Source organism: Caballeronia sp. LjRoot34, assembly GCF_964253815.1.
Taxonomy (GTDB): domain Bacteria; phylum Pseudomonadota; class Gammaproteobacteria; order Burkholderiales; family Burkholderiaceae; genus Caballeronia.
Genome location: NZ_CAXUSB020000001.1, coordinates 2,005,903 through 2,020,017 on the forward strand (window position 1 = coordinate 2,005,903; position 14,115 = coordinate 2,020,017).

At 60.4% G+C, this 14,115-nt stretch carries 12 protein-coding genes; 5 read left to right on the top strand and 7 right to left on the bottom strand.

What is annotated here, in order from left to right:
- Positions 1 to 15 precede the first annotated feature (15 nt).
- From ACSQ36_RS09035 to tauA, 5 genes are all read right to left on the bottom strand, one after another.
- On the bottom strand, positions 16 to 1,401 hold the full coding sequence (locus ACSQ36_RS09035; RefSeq protein WP_436181662.1) for a sodium:solute symporter family protein: 1,386 nt from the start codon (positions 1,399 to 1,401) through the stop codon (positions 16 to 18).
- A 13-nt stretch (positions 1,402 to 1,414) separates the two neighbouring features.
- Positions 1,415 to 1,624, bottom strand: coding sequence for a DUF3311 domain-containing protein (locus tag ACSQ36_RS09040; protein WP_436181663.1), 210 nt, complete (start codon positions 1,622 to 1,624; stop codon positions 1,415 to 1,417).
- A 202-nt stretch (positions 1,625 to 1,826) separates the two neighbouring features.
- Positions 1,827 to 2,744 carry an ABC transporter permease subunit gene (locus ACSQ36_RS09045; protein ID WP_436181664.1) on the bottom strand — a complete coding sequence of 306 codons (918 nt, stop codon included), beginning with the start codon at positions 2,742 to 2,744 and terminating at the stop codon, positions 1,827 to 1,829.
- Positions 2,737 to 3,552, bottom strand: a complete 816-nt coding sequence (locus ACSQ36_RS09050) for a taurine ABC transporter ATP-binding protein (RefSeq protein ID WP_213763941.1) — start codon at positions 3,550 to 3,552, stop codon at positions 2,737 to 2,739. The genes ACSQ36_RS09045 and ACSQ36_RS09050 overlap by 8 nt, the downstream gene beginning before the upstream one ends.
- 31 nt (positions 3,553 to 3,583) lie before the next feature.
- Complete coding sequence (tauA, locus tag ACSQ36_RS09055) at positions 3,584 to 4,606, bottom strand: taurine ABC transporter substrate-binding protein (RefSeq protein WP_436183135.1); 1,023 nt, start codon at positions 4,604 to 4,606, stop codon at positions 3,584 to 3,586.
- Positions 4,607 to 4,916: 310 nt separating this feature from the next.
- Between tauA and ACSQ36_RS09060 the strand changes: the two genes are divergently transcribed.
- On the top strand, positions 4,917 to 6,434 hold the full coding sequence (locus ACSQ36_RS09060) for a PLP-dependent aminotransferase family protein (protein ID WP_436183136.1): 1,518 nt from the start codon (positions 4,917 to 4,919) through the stop codon (positions 6,432 to 6,434).
- A gap of 144 nt (positions 6,435 to 6,578) precedes the next feature.
- Positions 6,579 to 6,995 carry a nuclear transport factor 2 family protein gene (locus ACSQ36_RS09065; protein WP_436181665.1) on the top strand — a complete coding sequence of 139 codons (417 nt, stop codon included), beginning with the start codon at positions 6,579 to 6,581 and terminating at the stop codon, positions 6,993 to 6,995.
- A gap of 96 nt (positions 6,996 to 7,091) precedes the next feature.
- On the opposite strand, the gene ACSQ36_RS09070 is transcribed toward ACSQ36_RS09065, so the two are convergent.
- Both ACSQ36_RS09070 and ACSQ36_RS09075 read right to left on the bottom strand, forming a co-directional pair.
- Complete coding sequence (locus ACSQ36_RS09070; protein WP_213763938.1) at positions 7,092 to 7,847, bottom strand: IclR family transcriptional regulator; 756 nt, start codon at positions 7,845 to 7,847, stop codon at positions 7,092 to 7,094.
- Between the two features lie 172 nt (positions 7,848 to 8,019).
- Positions 8,020 to 8,853 (bottom strand): IclR family transcriptional regulator, encoded by an 834-nt coding sequence (locus ACSQ36_RS09075; protein WP_436181666.1) that lies wholly within the window; start codon positions 8,851 to 8,853, stop codon positions 8,020 to 8,022.
- Between the two features lie 288 nt (positions 8,854 to 9,141).
- Here ACSQ36_RS09075 and ACSQ36_RS09080 point away from each other — a divergent pair, with 288 nt between their 5' ends.
- The 3 genes from ACSQ36_RS09080 to tnpC all read left to right on the top strand — a co-directional run bounded on the left by ACSQ36_RS09080 (position 9,142) and on the right by tnpC (position 13,961).
- The gene (locus ACSQ36_RS09080) at positions 9,142 to 10,800 is read left to right on the top strand and encodes a GMC family oxidoreductase (protein ID WP_436181667.1); all 1,659 of its coding nucleotides are present in this window, start codon (positions 9,142 to 9,144) and stop codon (positions 10,798 to 10,800) included.
- Between the two features lie 180 nt (positions 10,801 to 10,980).
- A complete protein-coding gene (locus tag ACSQ36_RS09085) occupies positions 10,981 to 12,285 on the top strand; it encodes an MFS transporter (protein ID WP_436181668.1) in 1,305 nt (434 codons plus the stop codon).
- Between the two features lie 263 nt (positions 12,286 to 12,548).
- Complete coding sequence (gene tnpC / locus ACSQ36_RS09090) at positions 12,549 to 13,961, top strand: IS66 family transposase (protein WP_436181669.1); 1,413 nt, start codon at positions 12,549 to 12,551, stop codon at positions 13,959 to 13,961.
- Positions 13,962 to 14,115: the final 154 nt, after the last annotated feature.

Sequence of the window (14,115 nt, forward strand, 5' to 3'; positions counted from 1 at the left end):
TAGGTGATTCAGCAGTCAAGACAGAGCATGCACGTGAGGCCGCTTCATCGCCAGATGTACCACTGCGAGGACGGCAACATTCACGGCAAGGCAACCAAGGCCCAGATTCAAGCCGTCCAGATCAACCTGCAAGACATACAGGACGATAGCCAGGATTTGCCCGGTGAGCATGCCGGCCGCAATTGCGGCCGGCCGCACGCGAAGGCCGAACAGAATCGCGATGACGCCGGGGAAGAACTGGGTGACGCCGTAGTACGTGGTGTTGATGAGCGTGAGCATGAGGTTCGGCGTCAGCAGGGTCATCACGATCGACACTATCAGGTAGATGACTATCACCACCTTCGCACTTGCCTTCTGCTTGTTCTCGGGCATGTTCGGCAGCAGATTGCGCGTGACGATCGGTCCAATGGAAAGGCAGATACCCGCCAGCACGAGAAGTCCGGAAAGCGATGCGCCGGCGGCAACGAGACCCAATAACCAACCCGGCAGCAAACGGATCGCGGCTGCAAAGAACGCCTCATTGGGCGAAGCAAGATGCAGGTTCTGGCTGATCGCATAGTAGGAGGCGACCACGAGGAACGGATACATCAGCATGTAGAGCGGCATGGCGACCTGCGTGCGCCGGATCGTGTTCGCGCTCTTCGCCGTGAAGAAATTCTGCACCGCAAACGGCATTACATAGAAGCCGAGCGACTGGAACAACATGGTGCTCATTGAGAACGTTAACTGATGCGCATCCATCCGGTTGCTGACGTGCAGGCTCGCCGCGTGGAATACTTCGGTGACGCCCACTTCCGCCGAGACCGCGACCCCGGTGATAACAATGGCGGCAACCATGAGAATATCTTTAAGTACTGCAATATAAGCCGACGCCCGCACGCCCGCAATCGCGATGTAAGTGAACGCGAGCATGGCCGATATCAGGATCAGATAGAACGGCTGGAAATTCCAGCCAAGCCCCTTGAGCGCGGCCACCAGCCCGGTGAACTGCAATTGGCCCCACGGCAGCAAGAACAGAATGGCGGACGCGGCCACGACGAGTTCGAGCGTACGGCTCTGGAAATGGCCCTTGAACAGGTCGGGCAGGGTGATCGCGTTATAGCGTTTGCCAGCTTGCCAGATTTTCGGTCCGAGAAAATAGCCTACCGGATACGCCAGCAGGATGTAGCCCAGGAACCAGACACCGTAGGTCGGTCCCTTCGCATAAATACCGCCGGGAAAGCCGACCATCGTGCCGATGCTGTAGATTTCACCCGCTGCGAGAAAGAACACGAGGTATGCGCCGAACTGCCGCGATGCAACAAAAAAGTCGTGCACGCTTTGCGGGCCGCGGCCCGATTTCGAACGGATCGCCAGGTAGAGCGAAAAGGCGATGAAGCCTAGAAATACGGCGGTAGCCATCCGTCATCCTCCTTCAGTTGTTGTCGGGATGTGCATCGTCGAAATGGCAGTCGAACAGGCGCCAGCAGAGCATCAGGCAGCCCGACGTCAGGACGAACCATCCAAAGATCCAGGCGTAGATGAACGGGACGCCCAGCACGGTCCGGTCGACCGACGCCACCCACGGCAGCAGGCCGATGACGCCTATATAGGGAATACCGATCCCGATGAAAAGCTTGAGCATGGTCGTCTCCGTGTGTTGCGATCTTCGGGCGGACTTCTACAGGATTCGGACCCTCGAATGAGCTGCGAGTAATCCGCAGATGAGTCGCTTTTGCCGCGAGAGCCTCCAGTATTGCAAGCCAAAATCAGGGGTGAGTAGGGCCAGTGCAGGTAAATCACTAAGTCCACATGCCGCCTCTCGCGAGCTACGGCATGTTCAAGCACTAAACCTTGCCCTTCCAGGGCACGAGCACGCGCTCCACATAACGCATCAGCATGTCGAAGCACAGCGCGAAAAATCCGATCACGATAATGCCCATGATGACCACATCGCTTGCGAGAAACTCGGCGGCATTGAGCACCATGAAGCCAAGTCCGCTTGTGGAGGCCACCATCTCGGCTGCGACCAGCGTGGTCCAGCCCACGCCAATACCAATGCGCATGCCCGTGAATATCTCGGGCATCGCGGATTTGAGAATCACGTAGAGGACCACTTGCGTGCGCGATGCACCCATCGAGTAAGCAGCGTGAATCTGCTCGATCGATACCGAACGCACACCGGCACGCGCGGCGATGGCAAGGGGCGCGAAGATTGCGAGGTAGATCAGGAACACCTTCGAGAACTCGCCAATGCCGAACCAGATGATGATGAGCGGCAAGTAGGCAAGCGGCGGCAACGGACGATAAAATTCGATCGGAGGATCAAACAGGCCACGCGCAATCCGTGACACGCCCATCATCACACCCACGGGTATGGCGGTCAGGCACGCCAGCGCAAAGGCGCCGAACACACGCAAGAGGCTGATTCCGGTATGTTGCGCGAGCGTCGAGTTGGCGAAGCCGTCGGTTGCCACCAGGATGAATTTTGCATAAACGGCCTGCGGCGAAGGCAGGAAGAGCGGCTTGATCAAATGAAGGTTCGTCACCGCGAACCACACGCCGAACAGGACGAGGACGCTGAACATGCTCGCGGCAAGGCTGCTGCCTTGTCCGGGCACGCCAAACGAGTCGCCGGGCTTGACGGGCTTTTTGGCGAGAACACGCGTACGGCGGCGTGGCCGTTGCGGCGGTTCGGCTGAGGTGTCGGATCTCATGGAAACGTCGCGGTGAGGAAACGCGTCAATCGATTTCGAACTAGACATGAGCCACCTCCGCTGCCGCGCCGTGAGATTTTTCGTCGCCGTAGATAATGCTGAGTATGCGCTCGCGCATGTCGATGAAGTCAGGGCTCGATTTGACAGCCCGTGCGTCGCGGGTGTCGAGAAACCGCCGGTTGAAGTCGAGCTCATAGGTATGCGTGATACGCCCCGGCCGGGGCGACATCACGATCAGGCGGCTGGCGAGAAAGAGCGCTTCCTCCACGCTATGGGTGATGAAGAAGAACATCTTGTTGGTCTTCTTCCAGACGTCGAGCAATAGCTCCTGGATGGTTTCGCGGGTGAGCGCATCGAGTGCGGCCATGGGTTCATCCATCAGCAGCATGGCGGGATCGCAGGTCAGGGCGCGTGCAATACCTACACGCTGCTGCATTCCTCCGGACAACTGATAGATCATATGTTTGTGGAAGTCCTGCAGCCCGACGAGTGCAAGGTTTCGCACGGCAATCTCGCGACGTTTGGCCTTCGCAACCCCCTGCAGCTTCAGCCCGAATTCCGCGTTATCGATCACGTTCAGCCACGGCAGCAATGCGTGCTTCTGGAACACCACGCCGCGATCGGCTCCCGGCCCGGCAATAGGTTCACCCCCGAGCAGCAGCTCTCCGGTTGTCGGCGCGATGAACCCTGCCATCAGCGACAGCAAGGTCGTCTTGCCGCAACCCGACGCGCCCAGCGCGACAACCAGATCACCTGAATCGATCTTCAGGTTGATGTTGTCGAGCGCGTGCACGCTTTCGCCCGCACGGCGTCCCGGGAACGTCACGCTGACGTTCGTGATCTTCATGCTTTCCATAGATCCCCCTGGTCGACGACCATCGCGTTGTTCACTTGAGCTTCATTGCGGCTTGCGCATACTCGGGCGTGACAAAGCTCGAGTAATCGGAAGCAACTGCATCAATGCGCTTCTGGTCCTTGAGGAACGTCGACGTGTCCTTCAGCGCGAGCGTCGCGCGACCCGAATTGCCGCCACCGAGCCACTGCGCGGACACCTGGTCGGCAAGTGAGGGGAATGCATACAGCGAGAGCGATTCGGGCACTTCGCCGGGCGTGCCGCCGATCATCTTCGCAATGGCCGCTGCCTGCGGTGAACCCGCATTCCACTGCGCGGTATTGCGGCGATATTGATCGTCGGCATCAGCGATTGCCTTCACCAGTTTTGCCATGAAGTCCTTATGCTCCTCGCCCCATTTGCGATCGACCGCGATACCGTCGAACGTCGGTTTGCCGAGCTTCGACAGGTCCCCCGACGTGATCAGCACCTTGCCGCTTTTCTTCAGCTCGGCGAGTGCCGGATTCCACACACACGCCGCGTCGATATCGCCCCGTTCCCACGCCGCGACGATCTGGTTCGGCTGCATGTTGAGGATCTTCACATCCGACGGGTTGATGCCCCAGTGTTGCAGCGCGAACATCGTGTGATAGTGAGTGGTTGAAACGAACGGGACGCCGATCGTCTTGCCCTTCAGGTCGGCTGGCTTCGTCACGCCGGAGCCATTGCGTACGACCATTGCTTCGGCCTGGTTGATGTTGTCGAGGATCCAGAAAAGCTGCAGATCGACGCCCTGGCTCACGGCGGCCGCAAGCGGGCTCGACCCGATGACGCCTACCTTCACATCGCCTGAAGCCATCGCCGTTGCCACCTTGGCGCCGGACTCGAATTGCCGCCAGTTGATCTTGTAGCCCGTCTCCTTTTCGATGGACCCGTTGGCGATCGCCACGACCCAGGGATCGACGATCTGCTGGTACGCGATGGTGACTTCCTTGTCCTTGTCGTCGGCGTGCGCGGGTTGCACCACGATGGTGACGAACGTCGCCAGCACGGTGGCAGCGGCAATGACGTGATGCATCGGGCGGTCGAACCATCGCCGCGAAAGTTTTGATCGTTTATCGTGTTGCATGGCGGATCTCCTGGCGGGCAGCGTGCATGGCACGCAAGTCTTGTCGGATGCGACCGGGGCTTGTCCCGATCGCGGGAACACGGTCGAATCGAGTATCGTCAACTAAAAATAGGGCGAGTTAGTACCAGACGCCGCCGATCGTTGAGTCCACATTCACCGGAGCCGGTCGATGCAGCGAGGTCCGCCCGGAGAGGCCAATGGCGGCGGTCATCGTGCAAACTCGCCGGGTGCAATCGCATTAATCAATCTGGGAGAAAATATGGCTAGCCGGATGTCGTCGGCAATGTGGTCGCAGCGGTTCCAGCGTTCGGCTGAATCCAATATCAGCCTGCAAGGGCAGATTCGGCAGATGCTGGTGGCCGCCATTCTCGACGGGCAGATGTCCGTCGATACCGCGTTGCCGTCGAGTCGCGAACTGGCCGATCAGTTGAGCGTGGCCCGTAATACGGTTGTGCTCGCTTACCAGCAGTTGGTGGAGGAGGGATACCTGCTTTCCCGGGAGCGCAGCGGGCACTTCGTCAATCCGGCCATGCTGGAAGGCCGGCACGGCTTTGTCCCGACGCAAACCGTCGCGGCGAACGAGGCGGTCGGGCGCCCCGACTGGACCCAGCGCATTGCGCGCTTGCCGTCCCTGCAGCGCAATATCGTCAAGCAGGCGAGTTGGCAGAACTACGAGTTTCCTTTTATCTACGGCCAGTTCGACCAGACGCTCTTTCCGACGAGCGACTGGCGTGAGTGCTGCATGAAGGCGCTGTCCGTCATGGAGATCCGCAACTGGGCGCCGGACCTGATCGAACGCGACGACGACACGCTGATCCAGCAGATCCGTACACGCGTGCTGCCGCGTCGTGGGGTCTTCGCGATGCCCGATGAAATTGTCGTCACGATGGGCGCGCAGCAGGCGCTCTATCTGATCGCCGACCTGTTGGCGAACGAGCGCACGACGATCGGTTTCGAGAACCCCGGCTATCCGGATGCACGCAATATTTTCCTGAATCGCAACGCGCCGCTGTTGCCGCTGCCGGTCGATGAAGGCGGCGTGCGTCCGGTTGCCGATGCCCATCTGCTTGCGCGATGCGACTACGTGTACGTGACGCCGAGCCATCAGTGCCCAACCACGGCGACTCTGCCGCTCGACCGCCGGCACGCGTTGCTCGAACTGGCGCAGAAGCATGACTTCGTCGTGATCGAGGACGACTACGAGAGCGAGAATAATTTTTCCGGCGCACCGCATCCGGCGCTGAAGAGCCTCGATACCGCAGACCGCGTGCTGTATGTGGGCAGCTTGTCGAAGAGCTTCGCCCCGGGCTTGCGACTGGGTTATGTGGTGGGTCCGCGTGACCTGATTCGCGAGTTGCGCGCATTGCGGCGGTTGATGGTGCGGCATCCCGCGGCGTACATTCAGCGCGCGTTCGCGACCTTTCTCGCGCTCGGTCATCACGATGCGTTGCTGCGCCGGCTCGCCTTCGCCTACAAGGAGCGTGCAGAAGTGCTCAAGGCCGCGCTCGATATCCATCTGCCGGAAGTCCGGCACGCGCGGATTACCGGCGGCTCCTCGTGCTGGGTTGAAGGGCCGCCGTGGCTTGACGCGACGCGTCTCGCGGCTGAAGCCGAGGCGCACGGCATCCTGATCGAACTGGGCAGCGTGTTTTTCATGGAGGGGCTGGAGCAGCGCCAATGCTTTCGCATGGGCTTTTCGGCGATCAAGCTCGAAAAGATCGAACCCGGCGTGCGCGCGCTGGCGGAGCTCGTGCGCGCGCAACGTCCGCAGGCATGAGCGCCTGGGCGGACCCTGGCCCAAGCGAATGGGCTCGACTGGAACTACCGCGGGGCGTGAGAGTTATTTAACGTGTCGATGAAACTTGCCGCCGCCATTGCAGAACGGCGTGCGGCAACGCCGGTTATCTGACAGGAGACACGTATGACCGACTCGCTCACCGCGACATCCGAAGTGAAATCCGAAGTGACGGCCGCCACGCTTGCGGCCTTGTCCGACGCTTTCAATCGTCACGACGCCAATGCGTTGATGGGTTTCATGACTGAAGACTGCGTCTTCGATGCCGCCGGTGGAAACGATATCCACGGCACTCGTTTCAAAGGCCGTGCGGCCGTGCGAGCGGCCTTTGAAGCCGTCTTCAAGACTTTTCCCGATGCCCACTGGGGACACGGGCGACACTATGTGGCGGGTGGCCGGGGGGTATCGGAATGGGTCTTTACCGGCACGCATGCGGAGGGCTGGCGGATTGAGGCCGAAGGCTGCGATCTCTTCGAGTTCCGCGACGGCCTGATTGCGGTAAAACGCGCGTTTCGCAAGGAACGTCCGAAACAGACTGCCTGAGCGCGCCGATGGGCGGCAATGGCATGCCCTACGCGGCTCAGGCGGGCCTGTCGCTCGCGCGGCGGCCTCGGGTGTGCCGTTGTATCGACGGGCCGCCTAGAACGTGCTCGCCAGTTCCCGCGCCGCTTCCTGCAGGCGCGGCACGAATTCGAGCGATCGAGATAGCGGCGCGCGAGAAACCGGCGCATGCACGGCGATGGCGGCAATGCTCATGCCGTCCTTGTTCACCACCGGCACCGCGACGCACGCTATGCCCGCGAGAAATTCCTCGTTGTCGATGCCAATGCGCTTATGCGCGGTGCGGTCGAGTTCGGCTTCGAGCATTTCGGGGTCAGTGATGGTATTGGGCGTGAAGCGTTCGATCTTGAGCGCGCGCACGAGCGCCGAACGCTGCTCACGGTTCAACATCATGGCCAGCAGCAACTTGCCGCTGGCAGTGCAATACGCCGGCACCTTCGACCCGGGTTTGAGATCGAGCCGCAGGGGCCATGGCGCTTCCATGCGGTCCAGATAAAGCACTTCGGTTTCGTGCAGCATTGTGAGGTTGCAGGTTTCCCCAAGGTCCGCCACCAGCCGCCCGAGAATGGCGTGCCGCAGACGCCGTGCGCCTGAGTGCATGACTACGCCGAGGCCGAGTTGAGCAAGGCGCGGGCCGATCACATACGCGTTCTTGTGGCCCGGTTCCCGGATCACGAGGCCGCCTGCTTCGAGCGACGCCAGCATGCGGTGCAGCGAGGGCTTCGGCAAATCGACATCCTGCGCAATGTCAGCCAGCGACACGGGACCTTCCGCATTGACGAGATGCTCAAGCAGCGCGAAGGCACGCAATGTCGGTGTATCAGCAGTGGTCATCGCAACCGTTCCGAAAAATAGATGATAACGATTGTACAGAAACGCCCTACAGGTGACCCAACTTGATTTCGGGGCGAAATTCCAGACCAGCGCCATTCCAGTTTTCGATACCGCCCCATTCGGCCCGAGGCTCAGCAATAGCCGGGAAAGCCTGCGCTCCACAGTCACGCCGCTACCGTTGCGGCGTGGCGTCCGCGTGAAGCAGGGGGGCGAGGCGCGCGGCAGTCTCCTTGAGCTTCGGCACGTTCTTGAGCAGGTCGTCGAGGCTTGCCCGTGCGGTTGGCGCATGCACGGCCAGCGAAGCCAGCACGCCGCTGCCGCCGGGTTTGCGCACAGGCACGGCGACCGCCACCATCCCTCGTACGAATTCCTCGTTGTCGATACCAAGACCCCGTGAAGCCAGCCGGTCAAGTTCCGCACCGAGCAGGGTCGCGTCGGTGAACGTGCGATACGTGTGCGGCTTGAGTTGCATCCGGGCCAGGATGCGGCCGCGTTCGGCAGGCGCCATCTGCGACAGGAACAGCTTGCCGCTCGCCGTGCAATGCAACGGCACGCGCATGCCGGGTTGCATGTGCAGGCGCAGGGGTTCATTTGTCTCCACGCGTTCGACGTAGAGCACGGCGTCGCCGTCGAGCACCGTCAGGTTGCAGCTCTCTCCAAGCACATCGACAAGTCCGCGTAGCAACGCGCGGCAGGAGCGGGTAAACGTGCTGTTCGCGAGCATGGTCAGCGCGAGTTGGGTGGCGCGCGGACCGAGCGTTATGCCACGGTCCGCGCCGCGCGAATCCGATATGTGTGTGACATAGCCGAGTGCTTCCAGCGATTCGATCATCCGCGTCAAGGTCGCCTTCGGGATATGCAGGCGTGCAGACAGTTGCGATAGTGAGAACGGCTGTCCGGCTGCAGCAAGGTGCTCGACGACGATGAGTGCGCGCAGAACGCGGGTGTCCTCGGGGGTCTGTTCCTGTTGCAGGGCAGCATGGGAGGCGGCGTTTGAAGACGTCATTGAAGCCGTCATTAACGCGCCACGTGAAGCAGCATTTGACGCGGGGCTCGCGGTGTCTTTCATTGGCACCCTCTGATTAAGGCTGATCGGTGTTCAACGCGAGTAATCGGGTTCGGGAGAACCCGAATAAACGTCCGAACGCAGCCCTGAAAGTGGAACAAAAAGGTTCTTTTTGGACCGGTTTCATCGATCGTAGCCGGATTTACTTGAAGGCGGAACGAACAATCAATAAATTTCAACGAAACGTACCGAAAAATCTAAAGAACGAAAACAAAGGAGGCTTCAGTAATGGCACGGAGTTTTGACTACGTCATCGTCGGCGCCGGATCGGCCGGCTGTGTCCTCGCCAACCGCCTCTCGGAAAACGGCCGCTACTCGGTGTGCCTGCTTGAAGCCGGTCCGCCTGACCGGTATCTGTGGATTCATATTCCCATCGGCTACGGCAAGACCATGTTCCATCCGGTCTACAACTGGGGCTTCAAGACTGACCCGGATCCGAACATGAATGATCGTCAGTTGTACTGGCCGCGTGGACGCACGCTCGGGGGCAGCAGTTCGATCAACGGGCTGATCTACGTGCGCGGCCAGAAGGATGATTACGACCACTGGAGTGCGCTGGGAAACCGGGGCTGGAGCTGGCAAGAGTGCCTGCCGTACTTCCGGCGGCTCGAACACAACGAGCTCGGGGCATCGCGGACTCGCGGCGTGGATGGACCGCTCTGGGCCTCCACGATCAAGCAGCGTCATGAACTCGTGGACGCGTTCATTGCTGCATCGAACAAGATCGGCGTGCGTACCGTCGAAGATTTCAATAGCGGCGATCAGGAAGGAGTTGGCTACTATCAACTGACGACGCGAAAGGGCTGGCGTTGTTCGACCGCGGTGGCCTATCTGAAGCCCGCACGCCGGCGTCCGAACCTGCACGTGGAAACCGATGCGCTCGCGTCGAAGATCATCTTCGAAGGCACGCGTGCCGCCGGTATTCGCTACGTGCAGCATGGACAGATGCAAGAGGTGCGCGCGAACCGCGAGGTGTTGCTTGCGGCCGGTGCGCTTCAATCACCGCAATTGCTGCAGGTCTCGGGCGTGGGTCCGGCGAAGCTGCTCGGCGACTTCGGCATACCCGTGGTCGCGAACCGGCCGGGTGTCGGCGAGAATCTTCAGGATCATCTGCAAGTGCGCCTGATCTATGAAGTCTCGCGGCCGATCTCGACCAACAACCTGTTGAATTCCTGGCAAGGCCGCGCGAAGATGGGCCTGCAATGGGCGCTGTTTCGCGAAGGGCCGCTTGCCGTCGGCATCAACCAGGGCGGCTTGTTCTGCCGTGCGCTGCCCGACGAGGCGAAGACGCCCGACATCCAGTTCCATTTTTCAACGCTCTCCGCTGATTCCGCCGGCGGCGACGTCCACTCGTTTCCCGGCTGCACGTATTCAATTTGCCAGTTGCGGCCTGAGTCTCGCGGCGTCTTGCGCATTCGCACGAACGACATGCGCGACGCACCGTCGATGCAGCCGAACTATCTCTCGACGGATCTCGACCGGCGAACGACGGTTGCGGGCGTGCGTTTCGCGCGCCGGATTGCCGCCGCGGAGCCGATGGCATCGCTGATGAAACGCGAAGTGCGTCCCGGCGCCGATGCGCAGACCGACGACGAACTGCTGCAGTTTTGCCGCGAATACGGTCAGACGATTTTTCATCCGTCGGGGACGGCCAAGATGGGCGTGGCGAGCGACCCGCTTGCCGTGGTCGATGAGCGCCTGCGCGTCTACGGCACGCGGGGGTTGCGGGTGGTCGACTGTTCGATCATGCCGACGCTCGTTTCGGGCAACACCAACGTGCCGATCGTGATGGTCGCCGAAAAGGCATCGGACATGATTCTTGCCGATGCGCGGGCCGATGACCGATCCACGGCAGCGCCTCGCGAAGAGGTTCTTGCGCCGCATTGAATGGTGTGATTCGAAGTTGTATCAAGAAGCACAAAAGAGCCCGGGCCGCATCACTGAACACGAAGTTGATAACACAGCATGCATACCGGGTAATTCGTGCCCCGGAGGAGACAGGTTTTGGGGCATTGCGTCGGGCGACACGCTGAGGTCGCCGCTCGACCATCCATCGGAGAAGACAGAATGGCAGTCGATAACAAGGTTATCCGCCGCGTTGCATTCGCGAGCGTCATCGGGGCCACCGTCGAGTGGTACGACTTTTTCCTGTACGGCGTGGTGGCAGGCATCGTGTTCAACAAGCTGTATTTTCCGGCGCACGATCCGCTTGTTTCCACCATGCTTGCCTACGGCACGTTCGCTGTCGGCTTCGTTACCCGGCCGCTCGGCGGCATTATCTTCGGCCATTTCGGCGACAAGGTCGGACGCAAATCCGCGCTCATCTGCACGCTCGTCATCATGGGGATCTCGACCGCGGGCGTGGCCTTCGTGCCGACGTACGCGCAGATAGGCATCTGGGCGCCGATCCTGCTGCTGGCGTTGCGCGTGCTGCAGGGCATCGGGCTTGGTGGAGAGTGGGGCGGGGCTGTGCTGATGGCTTATGAATATGCGCCGCCTAATCGACGTGGACTTTACGCGAGCTTGCCGCAGATTGGTTTGTCGATCGGCTTGTGTCTCGCGTCGGGCGTGGTTGCAGCGATCTCGAAGTTGCTGCCCGAGAGCGCGTTTCTCTCGTGGGGCTGGCGCCTCGCGTTCGCCATGTCGCTCGGGCTGGTGGTGATTGGGCTTTATATCCGCGTCAAAGTCATGGAGACACCCGAGTTCCTGGCGCTCAAGCGCACCCGGCGCGACGTGAAGGTTCCGTTCATCGACATGATCACGCGGTATCGCCGTTCCGTGCTGCTTGGTATGGGAGCACGCTGGATTGACGGCGTTTTCTTCAACATCTTTGCCGTGTTCATGATTGGTTATCTCACGCAGCATCTCGCGATGAGCCGGACCGAAGCGCTCACGGGCGTCATGATGGCCGCTATTGTTATGTGCTTTTTTATTCCGTTGTTCGGCAAGATGTCGGATCTGATGGGCCGTACGCGCGTGTACCGATGGGGCTCGATAATTTGCGGGCTCTCGGTGCTGCCGGCGTTCTGGCTGATGGAGAATCAGGCGGGCAATACCATGATCGTGTGGCTCGCGATCGTGATCCCGTTCGGTATTTTCTATGCAATGGTCTACGGTCCGGAAGCTGCGTTGTTCGCCGAGTTGTTCGATGCTGAAGTCCGCTACACAGGCATCTCGTTCGTGTATCAGTTTTCGGGAATCTTCGCTAGCGGCCTTACGCCGATCATTGCAACCGCGCTTCTGCGGCTGAACGGCGGCAAGCCGTGGGCCGTGTGCGTGTATGTGGTGTTGTCGGCATTGCTGTCGGCGTGGTGCGCGCACAAGATGGAACCGCGGAGGGATACCTTCGATGCGATCACCCGGGCGCAATGAGAGGTTTATGTTGGATTTGGGTTCGTTCGCACCGGAGGGATAGGGCTGCTGGCGCTCGATGGGCAGGGGGCGGTGTTTTCGGTGTTAGTGGTCGGGGTCAATGCCGGGTTGCTGCTTTCAGTGTTAGTGGTCTGCCTGAGTCGGATTTTCTCTTTATCACTATTAGCCACTGTGCGTGGCGGCACGTCATTTCTTTGTCCAAAGGTAACTAGTCAGCACTTGTAAACTGCTGCGAAGCTCGGCATGATTCGGAGATGACATTAGTGCCTAACCTTAAAAATCTAACGGACGAGCAGAAGGACGCACTCATCATTGAGTTGGTGAGACGTCTGAATGAGATTGAAGCGAAGCTGGAGAAGGACAGCCACAACTCAAGCAAGCCACCGTCCTCGGATGGCTTGAAGCGCAAACCCAAACCCAAGTCGCAGCGCACGGTGAGCGGAGCCGCGCCAGGCGCTCAGCCAGGTCATGAGGGCAAGACACTCAAACGCGTGGCGCAGCCAGATCACGTTGAGATTCATCGCGTGAGTCGGGTATGTGATAACTGCGGGAAAGAAATCATGCCCGATCGCATTTCAGTGCTGGCCGAAGAGCGCCAGGTCATCGATTTGCCGGTGATCCGGTTTGAGGTGACAGCCCATCGCGTGGAGCGGGCGCAATGCGGCTGCGGCCAATTACATCGGGCCGAGTTTCCCAAAGGCGTAAGCCAGGCGGTGCAGTACGGCAGCCAGATCCAGGCGGCGGCGGTCTATCTGACGCAATATCAGCAGTTGCCCCTGGAGCGTACCTCGCAGGCGTTGCGCGACCTGTTTGGCCTGAGCATGAGTTCGGGCACGGTGCAAAACTGCATCACGCAAGCGGCACGGATGTTGAGTCCGGCCGTTGAACTCATTGGGCAAGCGCTGCAAAGCGCGCCGGTCGTGCATTTCGATGAAACCGGCATGCGCGTGGGACGTACCCTGCACTGGCTGCACACGGCCTCGACCCTGGCGCTGACGTGGTATGGCTCGCACCGCACGCGTGGGCGCGAAGCACTGGACAGTTTCGGTATCCTACCCTCATTTACCGGGATCGCAGTGCACGATGGCTGGGTGCCTTACTCCTACTATGAGTGCGAGCATGCGTTATGCAATGCGCATCATCTGCGCGAGTTGATCGGGGTGTGGGAGTCGACCCAGCAGCCCTGGGCCGAACACATGCTCAAGCTGCTGCGCCAGGCCAAGCGCGAGGTCGATGACAGCATTGCCTGCGGCCGTACGGGCTTGAGCCGCACGCGCACCAACTACTATCGGCGACGCAGCCGCGCCCTGATCAGAGAAGGCCGCAAGCTCAACCCGCAGCAAGCGCGCGACCCCACGCGTGAAGATGTGCGCGGCAGAATCAAACAAAGCGAAGCCTACAATCTGCTGGGGCGCCTGGAGCGTCATACCGCGCAAGTGTGGCGTTTCGTGGCCGACCATCGCGTGCCGTTCGACAATAACCAGGCCGAACGCGATATCCGCATGCCCAAGCTCAAACAAAAAGTCTCGGGATGCTTCCGCACAGCGAGCGGACTTCAGGCGTTTTGCACCATCCGATCGTATCTGGCTACCCTGCGCAAACAACGCCGCCCACTCATGGCCGCGCTCGCTCTTAGCTTCGCTGGCCACGTCCCTTCGCCTTTAGCGGCTGACTAGTTACCTTTGGACAAAGAAATGACGTGCCGCCACGCACAGTGGCTAATAGTGATAAAGAGAATATCCGACTCTCGCAGACCACCACGGCCGAAAGCACCAACCCGGCATAGACCCCGACCGCTAACCCCAGAACCGACCAACCCGGCATTGACCC

Coding starts and splice junctions, on each gene's coding strand:
- ACSQ36_RS09035 (WP_436181662.1), bottom strand. CDS start 1,401: ATGGCTACCGCCGTATTTCTAGGCTTCATCGCCTTTTCGCTCTACCTG.
- ACSQ36_RS09045 (WP_436181664.1), bottom strand. CDS start 2,744: ATGTCTAGTTCGAAATCGATTGACGCGTTTCCTCACCGCGACGTTTCC.
- ACSQ36_RS09070 (WP_213763938.1), bottom strand. CDS start 7,847: ATGACCACTGCTGATACACCGACATTGCGTGCCTTCGCGCTGCTTGAG.
- tauA (WP_436183135.1), bottom strand. CDS start 4,606: ATGCATCACGTCATTGCCGCTGCCACCGTGCTGGCGACGTTCGTCACC.
- ACSQ36_RS09075 (WP_436181666.1), bottom strand. CDS start 8,853: ATGACGTCTTCAAACGCCGCCTCCCATGCTGCCCTGCAACAGGAACAG.
- ACSQ36_RS09050 (WP_213763941.1), bottom strand. CDS start 3,552: ATGGAAAGCATGAAGATCACGAACGTCAGCGTGACGTTCCCGGGACGC.
- ACSQ36_RS09085 (WP_436181668.1), top strand. CDS start 10,981: ATGGCAGTCGATAACAAGGTTATCCGCCGCGTTGCATTCGCGAGCGTC.
- ACSQ36_RS09060 (WP_436183136.1), top strand. CDS start 4,917: ATGGCTAGCCGGATGTCGTCGGCAATGTGGTCGCAGCGGTTCCAGCGT.
- ACSQ36_RS09040 (WP_436181663.1), bottom strand. CDS start 1,624: ATGCTCAAGCTTTTCATCGGGATCGGTATTCCCTATATAGGCGTCATC.
- ACSQ36_RS09080 (WP_436181667.1), top strand. CDS start 9,142: ATGGCACGGAGTTTTGACTACGTCATCGTCGGCGCCGGATCGGCCGGC.
- ACSQ36_RS09065 (WP_436181665.1), top strand. CDS start 6,579: ATGACCGACTCGCTCACCGCGACATCCGAAGTGAAATCCGAAGTGACG.